The sequence below is a fragment of the Pseudomonas entomophila genome (assembly GCF_013523165.1).
Classification (GTDB): Bacteria; Pseudomonadota; Gammaproteobacteria; order Pseudomonadales; family Pseudomonadaceae; genus Aquipseudomonas; species Aquipseudomonas entomophila_A.
On the sequence record NZ_JAAMQI010000033.1, the window covers coordinates 17510 to 33742 of the forward strand.

Here is a 16233-nt window from a genome sequence, read left to right on the forward strand (position 1 = left end):
GAGCCCGTTTCAGGCCAGGTGGGCAGGGCGGGCTTCACGCAGCCCCAAGGGCCTGGGAAAGCCCGCCCATGGCAAGACCGGCAACCGCTGGCGAGCGGGTACCGGTCAAAGGTGTCGAATCAGGTCGCGACCTGATAGCACGGCACGTAGGCGGCCCCACCTGGCAACTTCATCCGATGCTGCTCGACGAACGCCTGCAGCAGACGCCCCAGCGGATCGAGCACCGCGCTGTCCCCACGGATCTGGTACGGCCCGTGCTCTTCGATCAGGCGGATGCCCTTGTCCTTCACGTTGCCCGCGACGATCCCGGAGAACGCACGCCGCAGGTTCGCGGCCAGCTCGTGGGGCGGCAAGTCGCGACGCAAGGCCAGGTTGGCCATGTTCTCGTGGGTCGGGTCGAACGGGCGCTGGAAGCTTTCCTCGATCTTGAGCAGCCAATTGAAGTGGAAGGCGTCGTTGCGCTCGCGGCGGAACTGCTTGACCGTCTTGAGCCCCTCGACCATTTGCCGCGCCACCTGGGCCGGGTCGTCGATGACCATCGTGTAGTGCTGCTGCGCAGCCTCGCCCAGGGTCGCGCCGACGAAGTCGTGGAGCTGGCGCAGGAACGGCTCGGCGCTGCGCGGGCCGGTCAGGATCACCGGGAAGGGCAGGTCGTGGTTGTCCGGGTGCATCAGGATGCCGAGCAGGTACAGGAATTCCTCGGCCGTGCCCGCGCCACCGGGGAAGATGATGATGCCATGGCCCACGCGCACGAAGGCTTCCAGGCGCTTTTCGATGTCCGGCAGGATCACCAGTTCGTTGACGATCGGGTTGGGCGCTTCGGCGGCGATGATGCCTGGCTCGGTGAGGCCCAGGTAGCGGCTGCCGTGCATGCGCTGCTTGGCATGGGCGATGGTCGCGCCCTTCATCGGGCCTTTCATCACGCCCGGGCCGCAGCCGGTGCAGATGTCCAGCTTGCGCAGGCCCAGCTCGTGGCCGACCTTCTTGGTGTACTGGTATTCCTCGTTGCTGATCGAGTGACCGCCCCAGCACACCACCAGCTTGGGCTCCACGCCCGGGCGCAGGGTGCGCGCGTTGCGCAGCAGGTGGAAGACATAGTCGGTGATGCCCTGCGAGCTCTCCAGGTCGATCCGCTGGCTGGCCAGTTCGCTCTCGGTGTAGACGATGTCGCGCAGGGCGCAGAACAGCATTTCGCGGGTGCTGGCGATCATTTCGCCGTCGACGAAGGCATCGGCCGGGGCGTTGAGCAGCTCCAGGCGCACGCCGCGGTCCTGCTGGTGGATGCGCACCTCGAAGTCCTGGTAGGCCTCCAGGATGGTCTTGGCGTTGTCGACATGGGCGCCGGTGTTGAGGATGGCCAGCACGCACTGGCGGAACAGCGTGTACAGGCTGCCGCTGCCGAATTGACTCAGTTGCTGGACTTCACGTTGTGACAAGGTTTCCAGGCTGCCCTTGGGGCTGATGGAGGCATTGATGACGTTGCGTTGGAGCATGCTGGGTTTCCTGTGCGGATGAACATCCTTTCTTTCCATGGCTTCACCATACCGCTAAATCCGTGCGACAACGAGGGGGCAGGCGAAAAGCGCATCCGCGCCGCTCGCCAAGTCGTCAGAACGTTTGCCCGGCCTTGCCGTCTAGAGTCTTGGACATGGTCATTCGCAGACACCGGAGGGGTTAGATGACGGCACCGGACAAGGCATACGTGGAGTGGCTCGAAAGCCAGTCCATGCTCAAGGCGGCCCAGGACAGGGCCCGGACGTATTCGGGGCAGTCCCGGCTGTGGATGAACCCCTACGCCGAAGCCCGGCCACGGCGCGCCATCGAGATCGCTTCGGTATGGCTGACGGTCTACCCCGACTCGATCATCGCGGCCGAAGGCGACAGCGTGCTTCAGGCTCTGGGGCATACCGACCTGTGGAAGCGTCTGTCCGAGATCGGCGTGCAGGGTATCCACACCGGCCCGATCAAGCGGGCCGGCGGCATCCGCGGGCGTACGTTCACGCCCAGCGTGGACGGCAACTTCGACCGCATCAGCTTCGACATCGACCCGCTGTACGGGAGCGAGCAGGAGCTCATCCAGATGAGCCGCATCGCGGCCGCGCACAACGCGGTGACCATCGACGACTCCATCCCGTCGCACACCGGCAAGGGTGCCGACTTCCGTCTGGCCGAGCTGGGTCACGGTGCGTACCCCGGCATCTACCACATGGTCGAAGTACGCGAGGAAGACTGGGGCCTGCTGCCGGACGTGCCGGAAGGCCGCGACGCGGTCAACCTGCCGCCGGCCGTGTGCGACGAACTCAAGACCCGGCACTACATCGTCGGCCAGCTGCAACGGGTGATCTTCTTCGAGCCTGGGGTCAAGGAGACCGACTGGAGCGCCACGCCGGTGATCGTCGGGGTCGATGGCAAGCCGCGTCGCTGGGTGTACCTGCACTACTTCAAGGAAGGCCAGCCTTCGTTGAACTGGCTGGACCCGAGTTTCGCGGCCCAGCAACTGATCATCGGCGATGCGCTGCACTCGATCGACTGCCTGGGCTCGCGCGGCCTGCGCCTGGATGCCAACGGCTTCCTGGGGGTGGAGATCCGCGCCAACGACACCGCCTGGTCGGAGAGTCACCCCCTGTCGCTCACCGGCAACCAGATCCTCGGCGGGATGATCCGCAAGGCCGGTGGCTTCAGCTTCCAGGAACTGAACCTGACGCTGGACGACATCGCGCAGATGTCCAAGGGCGGCGCCGACCTGTCCTATGACTTCGTCACGCGCCCGGCCTACCAGCACGCCCTGCTGACCGGCAACACCGAGTTCCTGCGCCTGATGCTGCACGAGATGCACCGCTACGAGATCGACCCGGCGTCGCTGATCCATGCCTTGCAGAACCACGATGAGCTGACCATCGAGCTGGTGCATTTCTGGACCTTGCACGCCCACGACATGTACCTCTACAAAGGCCAGACCTTCCCTGGCAGCATTCTGCGCGAGCACATCCGCGAGGAAATGTACGAACTGCTCTCCGGCGAGCACGCGCCGTACAACCTGCGCTTCGTCACCAACGGCGTGTCCTGCACCACGGTCAGCATCATCACTGCCGCCCTGGGGATGCGAGACCTGGACGCCATCGGGCCGCAGGACCTGAAGCTGATCCAGAAGATCCACCTGCTGCTGGTGATGTACAACGCCATGCAGCCGGGCGTGTTCGCGTTGTCCGGCTGGGACCTGGTGGGGGCCTTGCCGCTGGCGCCCGAGCAGGTCGCCGAGCGCATGACCGACGGCGATACCCGCTGGATCCACCGTGGGGGCTACGACCTGGCCGGCGCAGCGCCGCAGGCCGAAACGTCGGTGATGGGCATTCCGCGTGCACGCGCGCTGTATGGCAGCCTCGAGGCGCAGCTGGCCGAAGGCGACTCGTTCGCCTGCATGGTCAAGAAGGTGCTGGCGGTACGTCAGGCGTACGGCATCGCCAGCAGCCGGCAGATCCTGGTGCCGGAGGTGACCAGCCCTGGCTTGCTGGTGATGGTGCATGAGCTGCCTGCCGGCCGCGGCATCCAGATCACGGCGCTTAACTTCAGCAACGAGGTCATCAGCGAACCCCTGACGCTGACCGGGTTCACCCCAGGGCCGGTGGTGGACATGATCAACGAAACCGTGGAAGGCGACCTGAGCGAGGACGGGGTGGTGCAGATCAACCTGGATCCGTACGAGGCGCTGTCGTTGCGGATCGTCAGCAGTACCGGGCATTTGTGAGGAGGGAAGAGGAGCTGAACCTGAGGTGCTCTGACTGACAGGTTGAGGGCGCTGGTTTGTGGGCCCTGGCGGGCCCAATCGCGGCCGGTCCGGCGCCCCGGCAGGGGTCGCTCCCACAGGTAACCGCGATGTCCTGTAACCGCATGGTGACTGCGATGTCCTGCCTCGTCGCAGTGCAACTACGGGTGAGCGGCCCCTACCGGAGCGCCGGACCGGCCGCGATTGGGCCCGCCAGGGCCCACAAACTAGCGCCACCAATCGCTCAGGTCTCCACACCTGGCCCAGCCCTCACCCAAACCACCCCGGCCACGAACTGCGCTGTCGTCCCTCCACTTCGACACAGGGAATCAACCGGTCGGTCAGCACCGCCGTCTGCCCCGTCGACACCGCGATCCGGTATTTCACGCTGTGCACGCACTCCCGATCGCCGAACTCGCAGCGGTTGAGCCGCGTCCCGCCACAGGGGCCATTGGCCAACCCCTTGGGGCAGGTCTCCGGGCACACGTACAAGGTGTCATGCAGCCGGCAGCTGCCACAGGTGTCGCATCCCACCATAGGCCGCTTCAGGCCCCGCTCCAGCCGGTGCAGCCACTGCGCCCCGGTCGCCGTGGTCCACACGGGCCGCCGCATCGCCCAGCCTGCCATCTTCCCTACCATTCGCTCAGGCATGAACAGCTGGTCATGCAGCCCTGACAGGAGTCGGTAACGCCAGCGCTCGCCCGTGGATGCCATCACGCGCTGTTCGCCCAGCCGCCAACGAGCGCCGGGTGGATGAAAGGTGACGTCCGGCAGATCAGGCATGCGCCAGCTGGCCTGCCAGGCATCGGCCCACTGCTCGCGGGTGGTCAGTGTGGGAAGGATGTGGGTCAACTGCCGGTCCAGCGCCGCCAGCTGCGCGGCGTCGTGGATGCCGGACAGGTGGATCCCGGCGTACCCCATCAACCGCAGGCCGACGATCTGGATCGCCAGGCGCTCCACGCTGCGCGCCTGGGCATGCGCCTTGGAAACGGCTTCCTCGGCCTCGAGCACCGCCAGCATCGACGGGGTCAGCACGACCCCCGCCACGTGCTCGAGCATCTTCGCCCGGCCCAGGGTCAAGCCCATCACACAGGCCAGCAACGGCTTGGGCGACGGTTGCCGGCTCATCCAGGTCATCGCCTCCTGGTGCTTGTCGGCGTCGTAGCCCAGTTGCAGCGTAAGAAAGTCCGCGCCTGCCTTGAGCTTCTTGTGCGCCTTGAAGTATTGCGCGCCGCCTTCTTCTTCGTGGTACTTGAACGGGTTCAGCGCCGCGCCCAGCAACCAGTCAGGGCAGGCCTGGCGCACCAGGCGCAGGGCCGCCACCGATTCCAGGTAGCGCACCGGGTGTTGCCCAGGCTGGTGGCCCGGCAGCCGATCGCCCGTCAGCACCAGCAATTGCTTGAGGCCTGCAGCGTCCATGCGCGCCAGCTGCGCCAGCAGGTCATGGGGCTCACGGTCCTTGCCGGAAAAATGCACCAGGGCCGCAATGGCCGGTTCGAAAGAGGCGACCGCATCGAGCGGCGACAGGTCCAGGCGCCCACCGACCCGATCCGCCACCGCAGCCAGCATGGGCCAGCCGCAGAGCCGGTCACCGGCCATCAGTTGCTGGAAGGTGTCGAAGCGCGCCGCCGAGGGCTTGGGAACGAACTCCATGATGCACGCGAAGGCGCCGTCATGCAGGGCTTGTTGCAGTACGCTCATGAGTCCGCTTCCTGGCCAGGTTGCCGTAGAGGAGGGGCGGCCGCTTTGAACGTGCGGCGGCCCCGACCGAGCGTATTGTCGCGCATCGGTCGGGGCCGTCCCATGTCAAATCACGTACTCCAGCCGTTCGAAACGGACATCGGGCCGGCTGAACGTCAGTCGTCCTTGGTGCGACCTGGCAATACGCTGCTCAGCACCTGCTTGGCGGTCTGCTTGAGCACGCCCGCCTCGTTGGGGTCGCCCTTGAGCAGGAACGAGGTGAACTTCTTGGCGTTTTCCAGGGTGATGTGCGGCGGCAGCGGCGCCACGTCCGGGTCGGTGCGGAACTCGATCACCACCGGCACCTCGCTGGCCAGGGCCTGTTCCCAGGCGCCGGCGACGTCTTCGGGCTTGTCGACGTAGATGCCCTTGAGGCCGATGGAAATGGCAAACAGGTGGTACGGCACGTCGGGCAGGTCCTGCGAGGCGGAAAACTTCGGGTCGCCTTCCATCACTCGCTGCTCCCAGGTCACCTGGTTGAGGTCCTGGTTGTTGAACACCGCGCAGATCCAGCGGCCATTGGCCCACTGCTTCCAGTACTTGGCCACGGTGATCAGCTCGGCCAGGTTGTTCATCTGCATGGCGCCGTCGCCCACCAGCGCCACGACCTGGCGTTCGGGGTGGGCGAACTTGGCCGCGATGGCGTAGGGCACCGCTGCCCCCATCGAGGCCAGGCCACCGGACAGCGAGCACATCATGCCTTCACGGATCTTCAGGTCACGCGCGAACCAGTTGGCGCAGGAGCCCGAGTCGCTAGTGATGATGGCGTTGTCCGGCAACTGCGGCGACAACTCGTGCACCACCCGCTGCGGGTTGATCGGGTCGGCGCTGGTCAGCGCCCGCTTGGCGATCTTGCGGTCCCAGTTCTCGCGCCAGGCTTCGATCTTGTGCCGCCAGCTGTGCGAGGTCTTCTGTTCGATCAGTGGCAGCAGGGCGTCGAGCGTGTCGGCCGCGTCGCCCACCAGGTTGACTTCCATCGGGTAGCGCAGGCTCAGCATGTCGGGCGCCAGGTCGATCTGCACGCCACGCGCCTGGCCTTCCTTGGGCAGAAACTCGGCATAGGGGAAGCCCGAGCCGATCATCAACAGGGTGTCGCACTCCTCCATCATGTTCGAACTGGCTTCGGTGCCCAGCAGGCCGATGGTGCCGGTGACCCAGCTCAGGTCATCGGGCAGCACGGCCTTGCCGAGCAAGGCCTTGGCCACGCCCGCGCCGAGGCGTTCGGTGATCGCCTTGACCTGCTCGCCGGCCTTCAGGGCACCGGCGCCGACCAGGATGGCGACCTTCTTGCCACTGTTGAGGAGGTCGGCTGCGCGCTGCAGGTCTTCGTCGTAGGGCACAACCTTCGGGCGGCTGTAGCCGACCCCGGAGTGCAAGGTGCCGTGGGCGCGGGCCGGTTCTTCGTAGGGCAGCTCCTGCAGGTCGTTGGGCAGGATCAGCGCGGTGACCTTGCGTTCGCCGACGGCAGTACGCACCGCGCGATCGACCAGATGACGCACCTGCGAAGGTTCAGCGGCCTGCTGCACATAGGCACCGGCCACGTCCTTGAACATCGACACCAGGTCCAGCTCTTGCTGGTAGTGGCCGCCGAGCGCGGTCCTGGCCTGCTGGCCCGTGATGGCCAGCACCGGCACATGGTCCATGCGCGCATCGTACAGCCCGGTCAGCAGATGCGAGGCGCCCGGGCCGGAGGTCGAGATGCAGACCCCCAGCTCACCGGTGAACTTGGCGTGAGCGCTGGCCATGAACGCGGCCATTTCCTCGTGTCGACACTGGATGAACTCGATCTTGCCGGAGCGGCGCAGCGCGCCGAACACGCCGTTGATGCCATCGCCGGGATAGCCGTAGATACGGGTGACGCCCCATTGGCTCAAGCGTTCGACCAGGAAGTCGCCTACGGTGATTGCCATGTGTCCTACCTCGTTCTGCAAGGGTGGCTGATGAAGGTACGACTAGAGGGGGGAGTGGGCGTTCAGATGGATTGGGGAAGGCGGCAAGCTGCCGGCCCAAGGCAAGTGCGCAAACGTCTGCACGGTTCAAGTCGGTCGGGGCTGGCATCTGTCGATACGGTAACGGCAGGTTGCGTGAAGCCTGTCCTGAAGAGGTACCGTGGCGCAGGCCAGCGTTGCACGCTGCTCCGCTTGAGCCACTGGCGCCTCATCAGACAGGACTCACGGCGTTGCAGTGACAGGCCTGTCTGGCTACTCCAGATCGCGTACGACCCGGGCAAACATCGCACGCTCGCCAAGGCGTGGAGGTGCGACGGCTTGGCAGGTATCCACGGCCGACCGGCTCACCACCGGCGGCACGCTCGTCGGCTTGAAGGTCGTGTCGTATAGCGCCTTGAGCATCGGCAGGACGCGAGGATCGGCGATCCCATAAAAGATGGAACGGGACTCCCGGCGGCTTTTCAGCAAGCCTTTTTGACGCAGTTCACCCAACTGTTGCGACAAGCCTGGCTGCCGCAACCCCAGCGCTCTTTCAAGCTCGGCCACAGAGCATTCGCCTTTCGCGACATGGCACATCAACATCAGTCGTGTTGGGTTGGCCATCACGCGAAAGAAATCAGCCATGTCTTCGCGATGCTCCATCAGCGCATCCAGCTCCGAAGGGCTCAGTGCGTTCATCATCTTCTCCAGCGGAAATACCAGGTTTCCTCAGGTCCAGGCTCGACCGTCAGGGCCTCCTGTGATTTGAGGGCAGCAGGCTCAAGCAGCGGTTTTCCTGGCTGCCAGCCTTCGGGCGTGGAGGCCTGTTCACGATCGGCAGTCTGCAGAGCCGCGACCAGTCGCAGGAGCTCTTCGACCGAGCGACCTACATTCATCGGGTACCAGCTCATCGCACGAATGATTCCGTCCGGATCGATGACGTAGCTGACGCGAGTCGTAGAGCTGTCGGAGGCATCTGCCGAGAGCATTCCATAGCCCCGTGCAATGGCCATGGAGGGGTCCTCGACGATAGGGAACTCGATGGTCACGCCAAAGCGGTCGCGGATGTCTCTCAGCCAGGCGAGATGGGAGTAGAGGCCGTCTATGGATAAGGCCAGAAGTCCGCAGTTCAGCTCATCGAAGCGACTCTGGGCGTTGGCGAACGCGATGAATTCACTCGTGCAGACCGGCGTGAAGTCGGCGGGATGAGAGAACAGAAGAAGCCACCGGCCTCGATAGTCTTGCAGTGAAATTTCACCGACGGTCGTACGGGCCTGGAAGTCCGGAGCGCGTTCATTGATGCGCAAGGGCGGCATGGAGGAGGCGGCGCTGATGGAAGCGTGCACGGCAAATATCCTTGGTTGAACAGCTGACCATGCTATCGCCGCCGTACCTGATCGTCGATGGCGAACGCTTGAAAGCTAATAGTTTATCAGTTAGCTTAATTTGCTATGTATTTCATCGTATCAGTCAGAGGTTATGCAATGGTCACTGATTGCCCCGATAAAGCGCTCCATACAGCTGATACCCTGGTACTTCAGGCGCTGTCAGAGCCCATCAAAGCGCCCGGCGTGATCTCGTTCTTCGATGAAGCCACCTCGACCGTCACGCACCTTGTGAAGGATCCAGGCAGCAACAGTTGCGCGATAATCGATAGTGTTCTGGATTTCGAGCAAGCCAGCGGGCGTACGGGCGAGCGATCTGCCATGGCATTGATCGACTTCATTCACCAGCACGGGTTGAAGGTGGAATGGTTGCTGGAGACGCATGTGCATGCCGATCACCTGTCCGCTGCTCCCGTGTTGCAAAAACGGGTAGGCGGTCAGATAGCGATCGGTGCTCACATTGCTGACATCAGGAAGACGTTCTCGAAGATCTTCAACGATACGCTGGAAGAAAATGACGAATACACGGCATTCGATCATCTGTTCCACGACGGGGACACCTTTCAGGTTGGCGCGTTGAAGGGGTGCGCACTCCATGTCCCCGGCCATACACCGGCCTGCATGGCGTATGTCATCGGCGATGCAGTATTTGCGGGTGACACGTTGTTCATGCCCGATTACGGGACTGCTCGCTGTGATTTTCCAGGGGGTGACAGCGCTGCATTGTACCGCTCCATCCGCCGGCTCCTGGCCCTGCCACCGCAGGCGCGGGTCTTTCTCTGCCACGATTACAAGGCTCCAGGGCGGGAAGAGTACGTCTGGGAGACCACCATCGGCGCTCAGCGTGCAGAGAACATCCATGTGCATGAAGGGGTCACCGAAGCCGAGTTCGTGGCGTTGCGCGACGCCCGTGACGCCACGCTCGCCATGCCAAGGCTGATGCTGCCATCCATACAGGTGAACATGCAGGCAGGGCATCTACCCGAGCCGGAATCGAACGGCGTGCGCTACCTGAAGCTCCCGCTCGACCAGTTTTGACCCTGACAAACCAACCCCTTGGGTGACTGGTTTCCAACCGATTCAGGCAGGAGAATGGCCATGCAATGTGTACGTCTGGATGAAGGACTATTTGTCGCTTCACAAGTGCAGGTAACGGACTTGCCAGCGCTGCACCAGCTCGGAATCAGAAGCGTGATCTGCAACCGGCCTGATGGCGAAGCGCCAGATCAACCTTCGGCTGATGAGATCGCGACAGCGGCGTGTGCCTTCGATATTGCGTTTTCCTATATCCCCGTCGGCAGCGAGGGTCTGGGGGATGAACGCGTGGCGACCTTCACTGAGGCATTGACCACGCTGCCAGGCCCAACCCTTGCGTACTGCCGCACAGGCAACAGATCGGCTTCGTTGTGGGCCTTGTCACGTGCGGGGAAACGCCCGGCTGGCGACATTATCGCCTCTGCCAAACGCGCAGGGTTCGACGTGGCGAAACTGGCACCGCGTCTCGAGGCAGCTGCCCCCCTCTTGCAGCGCCGTGATACACAGCACTACGACGTCGTGATCGTTGGCGCTGGGGCAGGGGGGCTGTCCGCTTGCGCAAGCCTTCTCAAACGACGCAAGAGCCTGAACCTCTGCCTCGTGGACCCGGCCACATCGCATTATTACCAGCCCGGCTGGACCCTGGTAGGTGCAGGTGTCTTCAAGCAGGAAGTCACCGAGCGTTCAATGGCCTCGCTCATTCCAAGCGGGGTGACCTGGGAAAAAGCCAGCGTCACGACCTTCGAGCCTGAGTGCAACAGGGTCGAGCTCGATAACGGGCGCCTGCTCACCTACGACGCGCTCATCGTTGCACCGGGCATCGAACTGGATTGGGAGGCTATCCCGGGTCTGGCAGAGACGTTGGGACGCAACGGCGTCACCTCCAACTATCGATTCGACCTGGCGCCTTATACGTGGGAGCTGGTACGAACGCTTCGTCGAGGTCGTGCGCTCTTCACGCAGCCGCCAATGCCGATCAAGTGCGCTGGGGCTCCTCAAAAGGCCATGTACCTTTCCGCTGACCATTGGCTTCGCGTTGGAGCCCTGGATGATATCGACATCGAATTCCATACCGCCACGCCAGCCCTGTTCGGCGTCGCGGCCTATGTGCCAGCCTTGATGGAGTACGTGGAGCGCTATCAGGCCCGGCTGAATGTCGGATCGACCCTGACGGCCGTGAATGGAGCGGACCGCGTGGCGACCTTCAGCCGTACCGATGCCACGGGGCAAACGACCGAGCACACACGACGCTTCGACCTGTTGCATGTGTGCCCACCCCAGAAAGCGCCCGACTTCATTCGCAATAGCCCACTGTCGAACGAGGCGGGATGGGTCGATGTGGATCAGGACACGCTGTGTCATCTGCGCTATGCCAACATTTTCGCTCTGGGTGATGCCAGCTCTACACCGAATGCCAAGACGGCAGCCGCCGCGCGCAAGCAGGCGCCTGTCGTGGCAGACAACACACTGGCGTATCTGGAGGGCAAGCCCTTGTGCGCCGTGTATGACGGTTATGGGTCATGCCCCCTCACCGTGGAACGCGGGAAGATCGTGCTGGCCGAGTTCGGATATGGTGGAAAGATCCTGCCCACCTTCCCACGTTGGCTGCTCGATGGAAAACGACCTTCCCGGCTGGCTTGGCATTTGAAGACCGAGGCGCTTCCTCGGCTCTATTGGGATGGGATGCTCAAGGGGCGCGAATGGTTGTGTACACCCGCGCGACGCACTTCACGCGTCGTAGGGTAAGGGTCCGCCATGCCCACCCTCACCGTTGTGCAGTATGTGCTTGGCGCCTGCGCTGGCTCGCTGGTAGGGCTGACATTGGGACTGGTAGGAGGCGGTGGATCCATCCTTGCAGTGCCGTTGATGGTGTACCTGGTCGGCATCAGCGATCCTCACATCGCCATCGGTACCAGTGCCCTGGCGGTCGCGGTCAATGCGGCCGTCAACCTGGTCAATCACGCCAGGCAAGGGCATGTGAAGTGGCCCTGCGCACTGGTGTTTACTGGGGTCGGACTCGCAGGTGCCTTTGTGGGATCCACGGTCGGCAAGGCCGTAAGCGGACAACAACTCCTGACGCTGTTCGCCTGCTTGATGCTCATCGTTGCGGTGCTGACGTTGCGGCATCGAAACACGCTTGAAGACCCTACCGTCACGCTAGGGCGCAATAACGCGTTTCGCTTATCGACCGCAGGTGCATTGACCGGTGCGGTGTCCGGCTTTTTCGGGATTGGCGGCGGGTTTCTGGTGGTCCCCGGGCTGATCGCAACCACACACATGCCGGCACTCATCGCCGTCGGAAGCTCGTTGGTCGCAGTGACCGCGTTTGGGCTCATGACGGCATTCAACTATGCCCGCTCAGGGCTGGTGGACTGGCCGTTAGCCTTGAGTTTCATCATCGGGGGCGCAATGGGCGGCATCATCGGTGCCTGGCTCGCCTCGCGCCTGTCGCAGAGGCGAGGTGCGTTGAACGTGCTGTCCGCGATGGTAATTGCGCTGACAGCCCTCTACATGCTCTACCGAAGTGCGCTTGGCTAAGCCCGTACGGCCTTGACGCCAGGTCTTTCAATCTCTTTGGGAAAAGCACCAAGATAGGGTCGTTGTCGTCTCCACCGCTTAATCGGCTTGATACAGGTAAGCTCAGTCCTCTGTGGGAACGGGCTTGCCCGCGATAGCGTCCGGCCCATCACCGCCTGCATCGCGGGCAAGCCCCCTCCCACAGAGGGGGGTGAATCGTTCCGCTAGATCAGCGATGTGGTCCACATCGTGTCAGGCAAAGACGTTGAAAAGCCTGGGTCTTGACGCCTAACGCGATCACCTTGGCGACAGCCCGCCAGACCTCACGCCTTGCACCCGTCCGCCTTCATCCGCTCGATCACTGCCCACAATCGCTCGTCCTCGAAGTCCTCGATCACCAGGTCGGCCCCTGCCTCGCGCAGGTCTTCGGCCCGTTGCGTGGTGCACAGCGCCACGGTGAACACCCCGGCAGCCTTGCCGGCCTTGACCCCCGGCAGCGAGTCCTCGAACACCAGCGCCTGCCCTGGCTCGGCCCCGAGCCGGGCCAGGCCGGTCTGGTAGGGCAGGGGGTCAGGCTTGGGGCGGGCGATGTCCTCGGCGGCCAGCACATGCTCGAAGCGTGCGCGCAGGCCCATGGCGTCAAGCATGTGCTCGGCGTTCAGGCGGGGCGCGTTGGTCACCACGCACAGGCCGATCCCGTGTGCCTTGGCGTCGTCCAGCAGGCGCACCAGCCCAGGCATCGGTTCAAGGTCGGGTGACAGCTCCCGGAACAACGCCTCCTTGCGCGCCGCCAGGGCCTGTTGGCGTTCGGCGTCGAGCTCGGGGAACAGGCGGGCGAACAACGGGCCGTTGCCCTGGCCGCTGATCTGCGCCTTGAACTGCGCCTCGCTGAGTTCACGCCCGTCGTAGTCGTGAAGCAGGCGCCGGAAGGCCTGCAAGTGCAGGGTGTCGGTATCGGTCATGGTACCGTCGAGATCGAACAGCAGGGCGCTCAGCATCGGTTCTCCAGACAACGTCAGGGATGGAAGGCCGACCATCATAGCGAAACCGGCCTGCGAAGGGGCTGGTCAGCAGGCTGCGAACACGGTACAACCGTGCGCCATGGACACCTTGACCCCCAAACGCCAGGCGATTCTCGCCTTCATCCGCGAGCGCATCGCCGACCACTGCCAGCCACCGAGCCTGGCCGACATCGCCGAGCGCTTCGGTTTCGCCTCACGCAGCGTGGCGCGCAAGCACATCACCGCGTTGAGCCAGGCCGGCCACATTCACGTCACGCCGAACCAGGCCCGTGGCATTCGCCTGGCCGAGCCGCTGCGCCGCCCGGAAATGCTCGAGCTGCCGGTGCTCGGGCGGGTCGCGGCCGGTGCGCCGATCGGCCCGGACGTCGACCTGCACGAACAGCTTCACGTCGACCCCAGCCTGTTCCGCCGCACCCCGGACTACCTGCTCAAGGTGCGCGGCGACTCGATGATCGGCGATGGCATCTGCGACGGCGACCTGGTCGGCATCCGTCGACAGGGCGAGGCCCACGAAGGGCAGATCGTCGTCGCGCGCCTGGATGGGGACGTGACCATCAAGCGCCTTCACCGCGGGCCGGACGGCTACCGCCTGCTGGCGCGCAACCCCGACTACGCGCCCATCGAGATCGGCCCGGAGCGCGAGTTCGTCATCGAAGGCATCTACTGCGGCCTGCTGCGACGCGACTGACAAGCAGCCTCAGGCCTTGTCCAGCAGCGAACGGATGATCTGCCCCAGGGTCGCCATGGCCTGCTCCTCGACCGGGGTCCAGGGCATGCCGTAGTTCAGCCGGATGCAGTGGGTGAACCCCCGGGTCGGCGAGAAGATCGGCCCCGGCGCCAGGCTGATGCCCTGGGCCAGGGCGATGCGGAACAGCGCGAGCGAGTCCACCTGCTCGGGCAGCGCCAGCCACAGGAAGTACCCACCGCTGGGCTGGCTGACCCGCGTCTGCGGCGGGAAGTACCGTGCCACCGCCGCGCGCATGCTGGCCTGCTGGCTTTCCAGGGCATGGCGCAGGCGGCGCAGGTGGCGGTCGTAGCCCCCGTGTTGCAGGTAATCGGCGATGGCGGCCTGGGCCGGCATCGAGGCGCACAGCGAGGTCATCAGCTTGAGCCGTTCGACCTGAGGCGCGAACCGTCCGGCTGCCACCCAGCCGATGCGATAGCCCGGTGCCAGGCTCTTGGCGAACGAGCCGCAGTGCAGCACCAGCCCGTCGGTGTCGAACGCCTTGGCGGGCTTCGGCGCTTGCGCGGCGTAGTACAGCTCGGCATACACGTCGTCCTCGATCAGCGGCACCTGGTGCTCGCGCAGCAACGCCACCAGCGCCTGCTTGCGCGCCTCGGGCATGCTTGCGCCCATGGGGTTCTGGAAGTTGGTCATGCTCCACACCGCCTTGATCGGGTGAGTGTGCAAGGCCTGGGACAGCGCCTCCAGGTCCATGCCTTCACGGGGGTGCACCGGGATCTCGATGGCCTTGAGCTTCAGGCGCTCGAGCACTTGCAGGCAGGCATAGAAGGCCGGCGCCTCGATCGCCACCAGGTCGCCTGGCGCGGTCACGGCCTGCAGGCACAGGTTCAACGCCTCCAGCGCCCCGTTGGTGATCAGCAGCTCTTCGATGGGCAGCACCAGCCCGCCGACCATGTAGCGCAGGGCGATCTGCCGGCGCAACTGGGGGTTGCCTGGCGACAGGTCGGTGACCACCACGCGCGGGTCCATCGCCCGACTGGCACTGGCCAGTGAACGCGCCAGGCGCTGCAAGGGGAACAGCGTCGGGCTGGGGAACGCCGAACCGAAGGGCACGGTGGCCGGGTCCTTCATCGAGTCGAGGATGGAGAACACCAGGTCGCTGACGTCGACGTCGGTGGACTGGTGGGCCGGCATCGGCTGGGAGGGCTCGTGGAACGGCTGCGCCGGGTGCGCGTTGACGTAGTAGCCCGAGCGCGGTCGGGCGCGGATCAGGCCGCGGCGCTCGAGCAGGTAGTATGCCTGGAACACCGTCGAAGGGCTGACCCCGTGCGCCTGGCTGGCATAACGCACCGACGGGACCCGCTGACCAGGGCCGAGCACGCCGGAGCGGATCAGTTCGGCGATGTCGTCGGCGAAGCGTTCGTAGCGTTTCATGGGCAGGCTCTGGCAGCGGCGCGGCAGTGGACGGTTGTGTCCACTATGCCCAGATGGTGCTGCGCAGTACAGATGCAGCTGGCGTCGGTGACAGCGGATCAGATGGGCGTTTCAGGGGCTTGTGCAGTCATGGCATGCCGGTATGAACCGTAGGGGCTGGGATCGGTCTGGTCGATTTGGCGGACCTTGGGCCCGATCGCGGCACAGGGGCCGCTCCTACATCCGTAGCTACATCATGGCGTTGCAGGCTATCGCGGTCACCTGTGGGAGATTCTATGGTAATTGCCAAGGACTCAAGCGGCTTTTGGACGATATTCCTCTCCGCTTCTGATCAGGGCAAAGACCACCCGAGCCAGCTTGCGGGCCAGCATGACCAGGACTTGAGTCTTTTTAAAACCGTGGCTCTGCTTGTCTTCATAAAACGTTTTCCAAGCAGTTGTCCTGCCTGCTGACATCGCCGCATTGTGCAGCAGACGACGGACCTCTGGATCGCCTCGTTTGGTCAATGTCGAGCGTTCTTTTTTCTTGCCCGACTGAGCCACTCGCAAATCCATTCCCAGAAAAGCGATGAAGGCATCGGCACTCTTGAACTCACCTCGCTGGTAGGTGGCGACCAAGCGCGCAGCGGTGAGAAAACCAACGCCTTCAACTTTCATGCATCGCCTGACTAACGGCATCAGTCCTGCCTGCTCGAGCAGTTTCTTGATCATGTTTTCGATGAGGT

General features: G+C 64.1%; 13 protein-coding genes. 5 read left to right on the forward strand and 8 right to left on the reverse strand.

Annotated elements, in window-relative coordinates; translation table 11 throughout:
• Positions 1 to 119 precede the first annotated feature (119 nt).
• Positions 120 to 1493 (reverse strand): nucleotide 5'-monophosphate nucleosidase PpnN, encoded by a 1374-nt coding sequence (ppnN, locus tag G7Z99_RS18510; RefSeq protein ID WP_181096386.1) that lies wholly within the window; start codon positions 1491 to 1493, stop codon positions 120 to 122.
• 185 nt (positions 1494 to 1678) lie between these two features.
• On the opposite strand from ppnN, the gene treS reads away from it, so the two are divergent.
• Positions 1679 to 3745 (forward strand): maltose alpha-D-glucosyltransferase, encoded by a 2067-nt coding sequence (treS, locus tag G7Z99_RS18515; RefSeq protein WP_181096388.1) that lies wholly within the window; start codon positions 1679 to 1681, stop codon positions 3743 to 3745.
• 288 nt (positions 3746 to 4033) lie between these two features.
• Here treS and G7Z99_RS18520 read toward each other — a convergent pair whose 3' ends face one another.
• The 4 genes from G7Z99_RS18520 to G7Z99_RS18535 form a co-directional block, all read right to left on the reverse strand.
• The gene (locus G7Z99_RS18520; RefSeq protein WP_181096390.1) at positions 4034 to 5464 is read right to left on the reverse strand and encodes a methylenetetrahydrofolate reductase C-terminal domain-containing protein; all 1431 of its coding nucleotides are present in this window, start codon (positions 5462 to 5464) and stop codon (positions 4034 to 4036) included.
• Between the two features lie 155 nt (positions 5465 to 5619).
• Positions 5620 to 7413, reverse strand: a complete 1794-nt coding sequence (locus G7Z99_RS18525; protein WP_181096392.1) for a thiamine pyrophosphate-requiring protein — start codon at positions 7411 to 7413, stop codon at positions 5620 to 5622.
• A gap of 291 nt (positions 7414 to 7704) precedes the next feature.
• On the reverse strand, positions 7705 to 8130 hold the full coding sequence (locus tag G7Z99_RS18530; RefSeq protein WP_181096394.1) for an ArsR/SmtB family transcription factor: 426 nt from the start codon (positions 8128 to 8130) through the stop codon (positions 7705 to 7707).
• Positions 8130 to 8777 carry a peroxiredoxin gene (locus G7Z99_RS18535; protein ID WP_308812306.1) on the reverse strand — a complete coding sequence of 216 codons (648 nt, stop codon included), beginning with the start codon at positions 8775 to 8777 and terminating at the stop codon, positions 8130 to 8132. The genes G7Z99_RS18530 and G7Z99_RS18535 overlap by 1 nt, the downstream gene beginning before the upstream one ends.
• Before the next feature lie 210 nt (positions 8778 to 8987).
• Here G7Z99_RS18535 and G7Z99_RS18540 point away from each other — a divergent pair, with 210 nt between their 5' ends.
• The 3 genes from G7Z99_RS18540 to G7Z99_RS18550 are packed head-to-tail and all read left to right on the forward strand — an operon-like array spanning position 8988 to position 12389.
• Entirely contained in the window at positions 8988 to 9854 is an 867-nt protein-coding gene (locus tag G7Z99_RS18540) for an MBL fold metallo-hydrolase (RefSeq protein ID WP_375139171.1), read from the forward strand.
• A gap of 60 nt (positions 9855 to 9914) precedes the next feature.
• Positions 9915 to 11597 carry a bifunctional protein tyrosine phosphatase family protein/NAD(P)/FAD-dependent oxidoreductase gene (locus G7Z99_RS18545; protein WP_181096398.1) on the forward strand — a complete coding sequence of 561 codons (1683 nt, stop codon included), beginning with the start codon at positions 9915 to 9917 and terminating at the stop codon, positions 11595 to 11597.
• Positions 11598 to 11606: 9 nt separating this feature from the next.
• Positions 11607 to 12389, forward strand: coding sequence for a sulfite exporter TauE/SafE family protein (locus tag G7Z99_RS18550; protein ID WP_181096400.1), 783 nt, complete (start codon positions 11607 to 11609; stop codon positions 12387 to 12389).
• A 302-nt stretch (positions 12390 to 12691) separates the two neighbouring features.
• On the opposite strand, the gene G7Z99_RS18555 is transcribed toward G7Z99_RS18550, so the two are convergent.
• Complete coding sequence (locus G7Z99_RS18555; RefSeq protein ID WP_181096402.1) at positions 12692 to 13366, reverse strand: HAD family hydrolase; 675 nt, start codon at positions 13364 to 13366, stop codon at positions 12692 to 12694.
• A gap of 103 nt (positions 13367 to 13469) precedes the next feature.
• Here G7Z99_RS18555 and lexA point away from each other — a divergent pair, with 103 nt between their 5' ends.
• Positions 13470 to 14078: a transcriptional repressor LexA gene (lexA, locus tag G7Z99_RS18560; RefSeq protein WP_181096404.1), complete on the forward strand. Its 609-nt coding sequence runs from the start codon at positions 13470 to 13472 to the stop codon at positions 14076 to 14078.
• A gap of 9 nt (positions 14079 to 14087) precedes the next feature.
• Here the strand turns inward: lexA and mapR are convergent, their stop codons facing one another.
• Together mapR and G7Z99_RS18570 are read right to left on the reverse strand one after the other, a co-directional pair.
• Positions 14088 to 15509 carry a GntR family transcriptional regulator MpaR gene (mapR, locus tag G7Z99_RS18565; protein WP_181096406.1) on the reverse strand — a complete coding sequence of 474 codons (1422 nt, stop codon included), beginning with the start codon at positions 15507 to 15509 and terminating at the stop codon, positions 14088 to 14090.
• Positions 15510 to 15802: 293 nt separating this feature from the next.
• A partial coding sequence (locus G7Z99_RS18570; protein ID WP_181096408.1) for a transposase occupies positions 15803 to 16233 on the reverse strand: 431 nt, incomplete at its 5' end.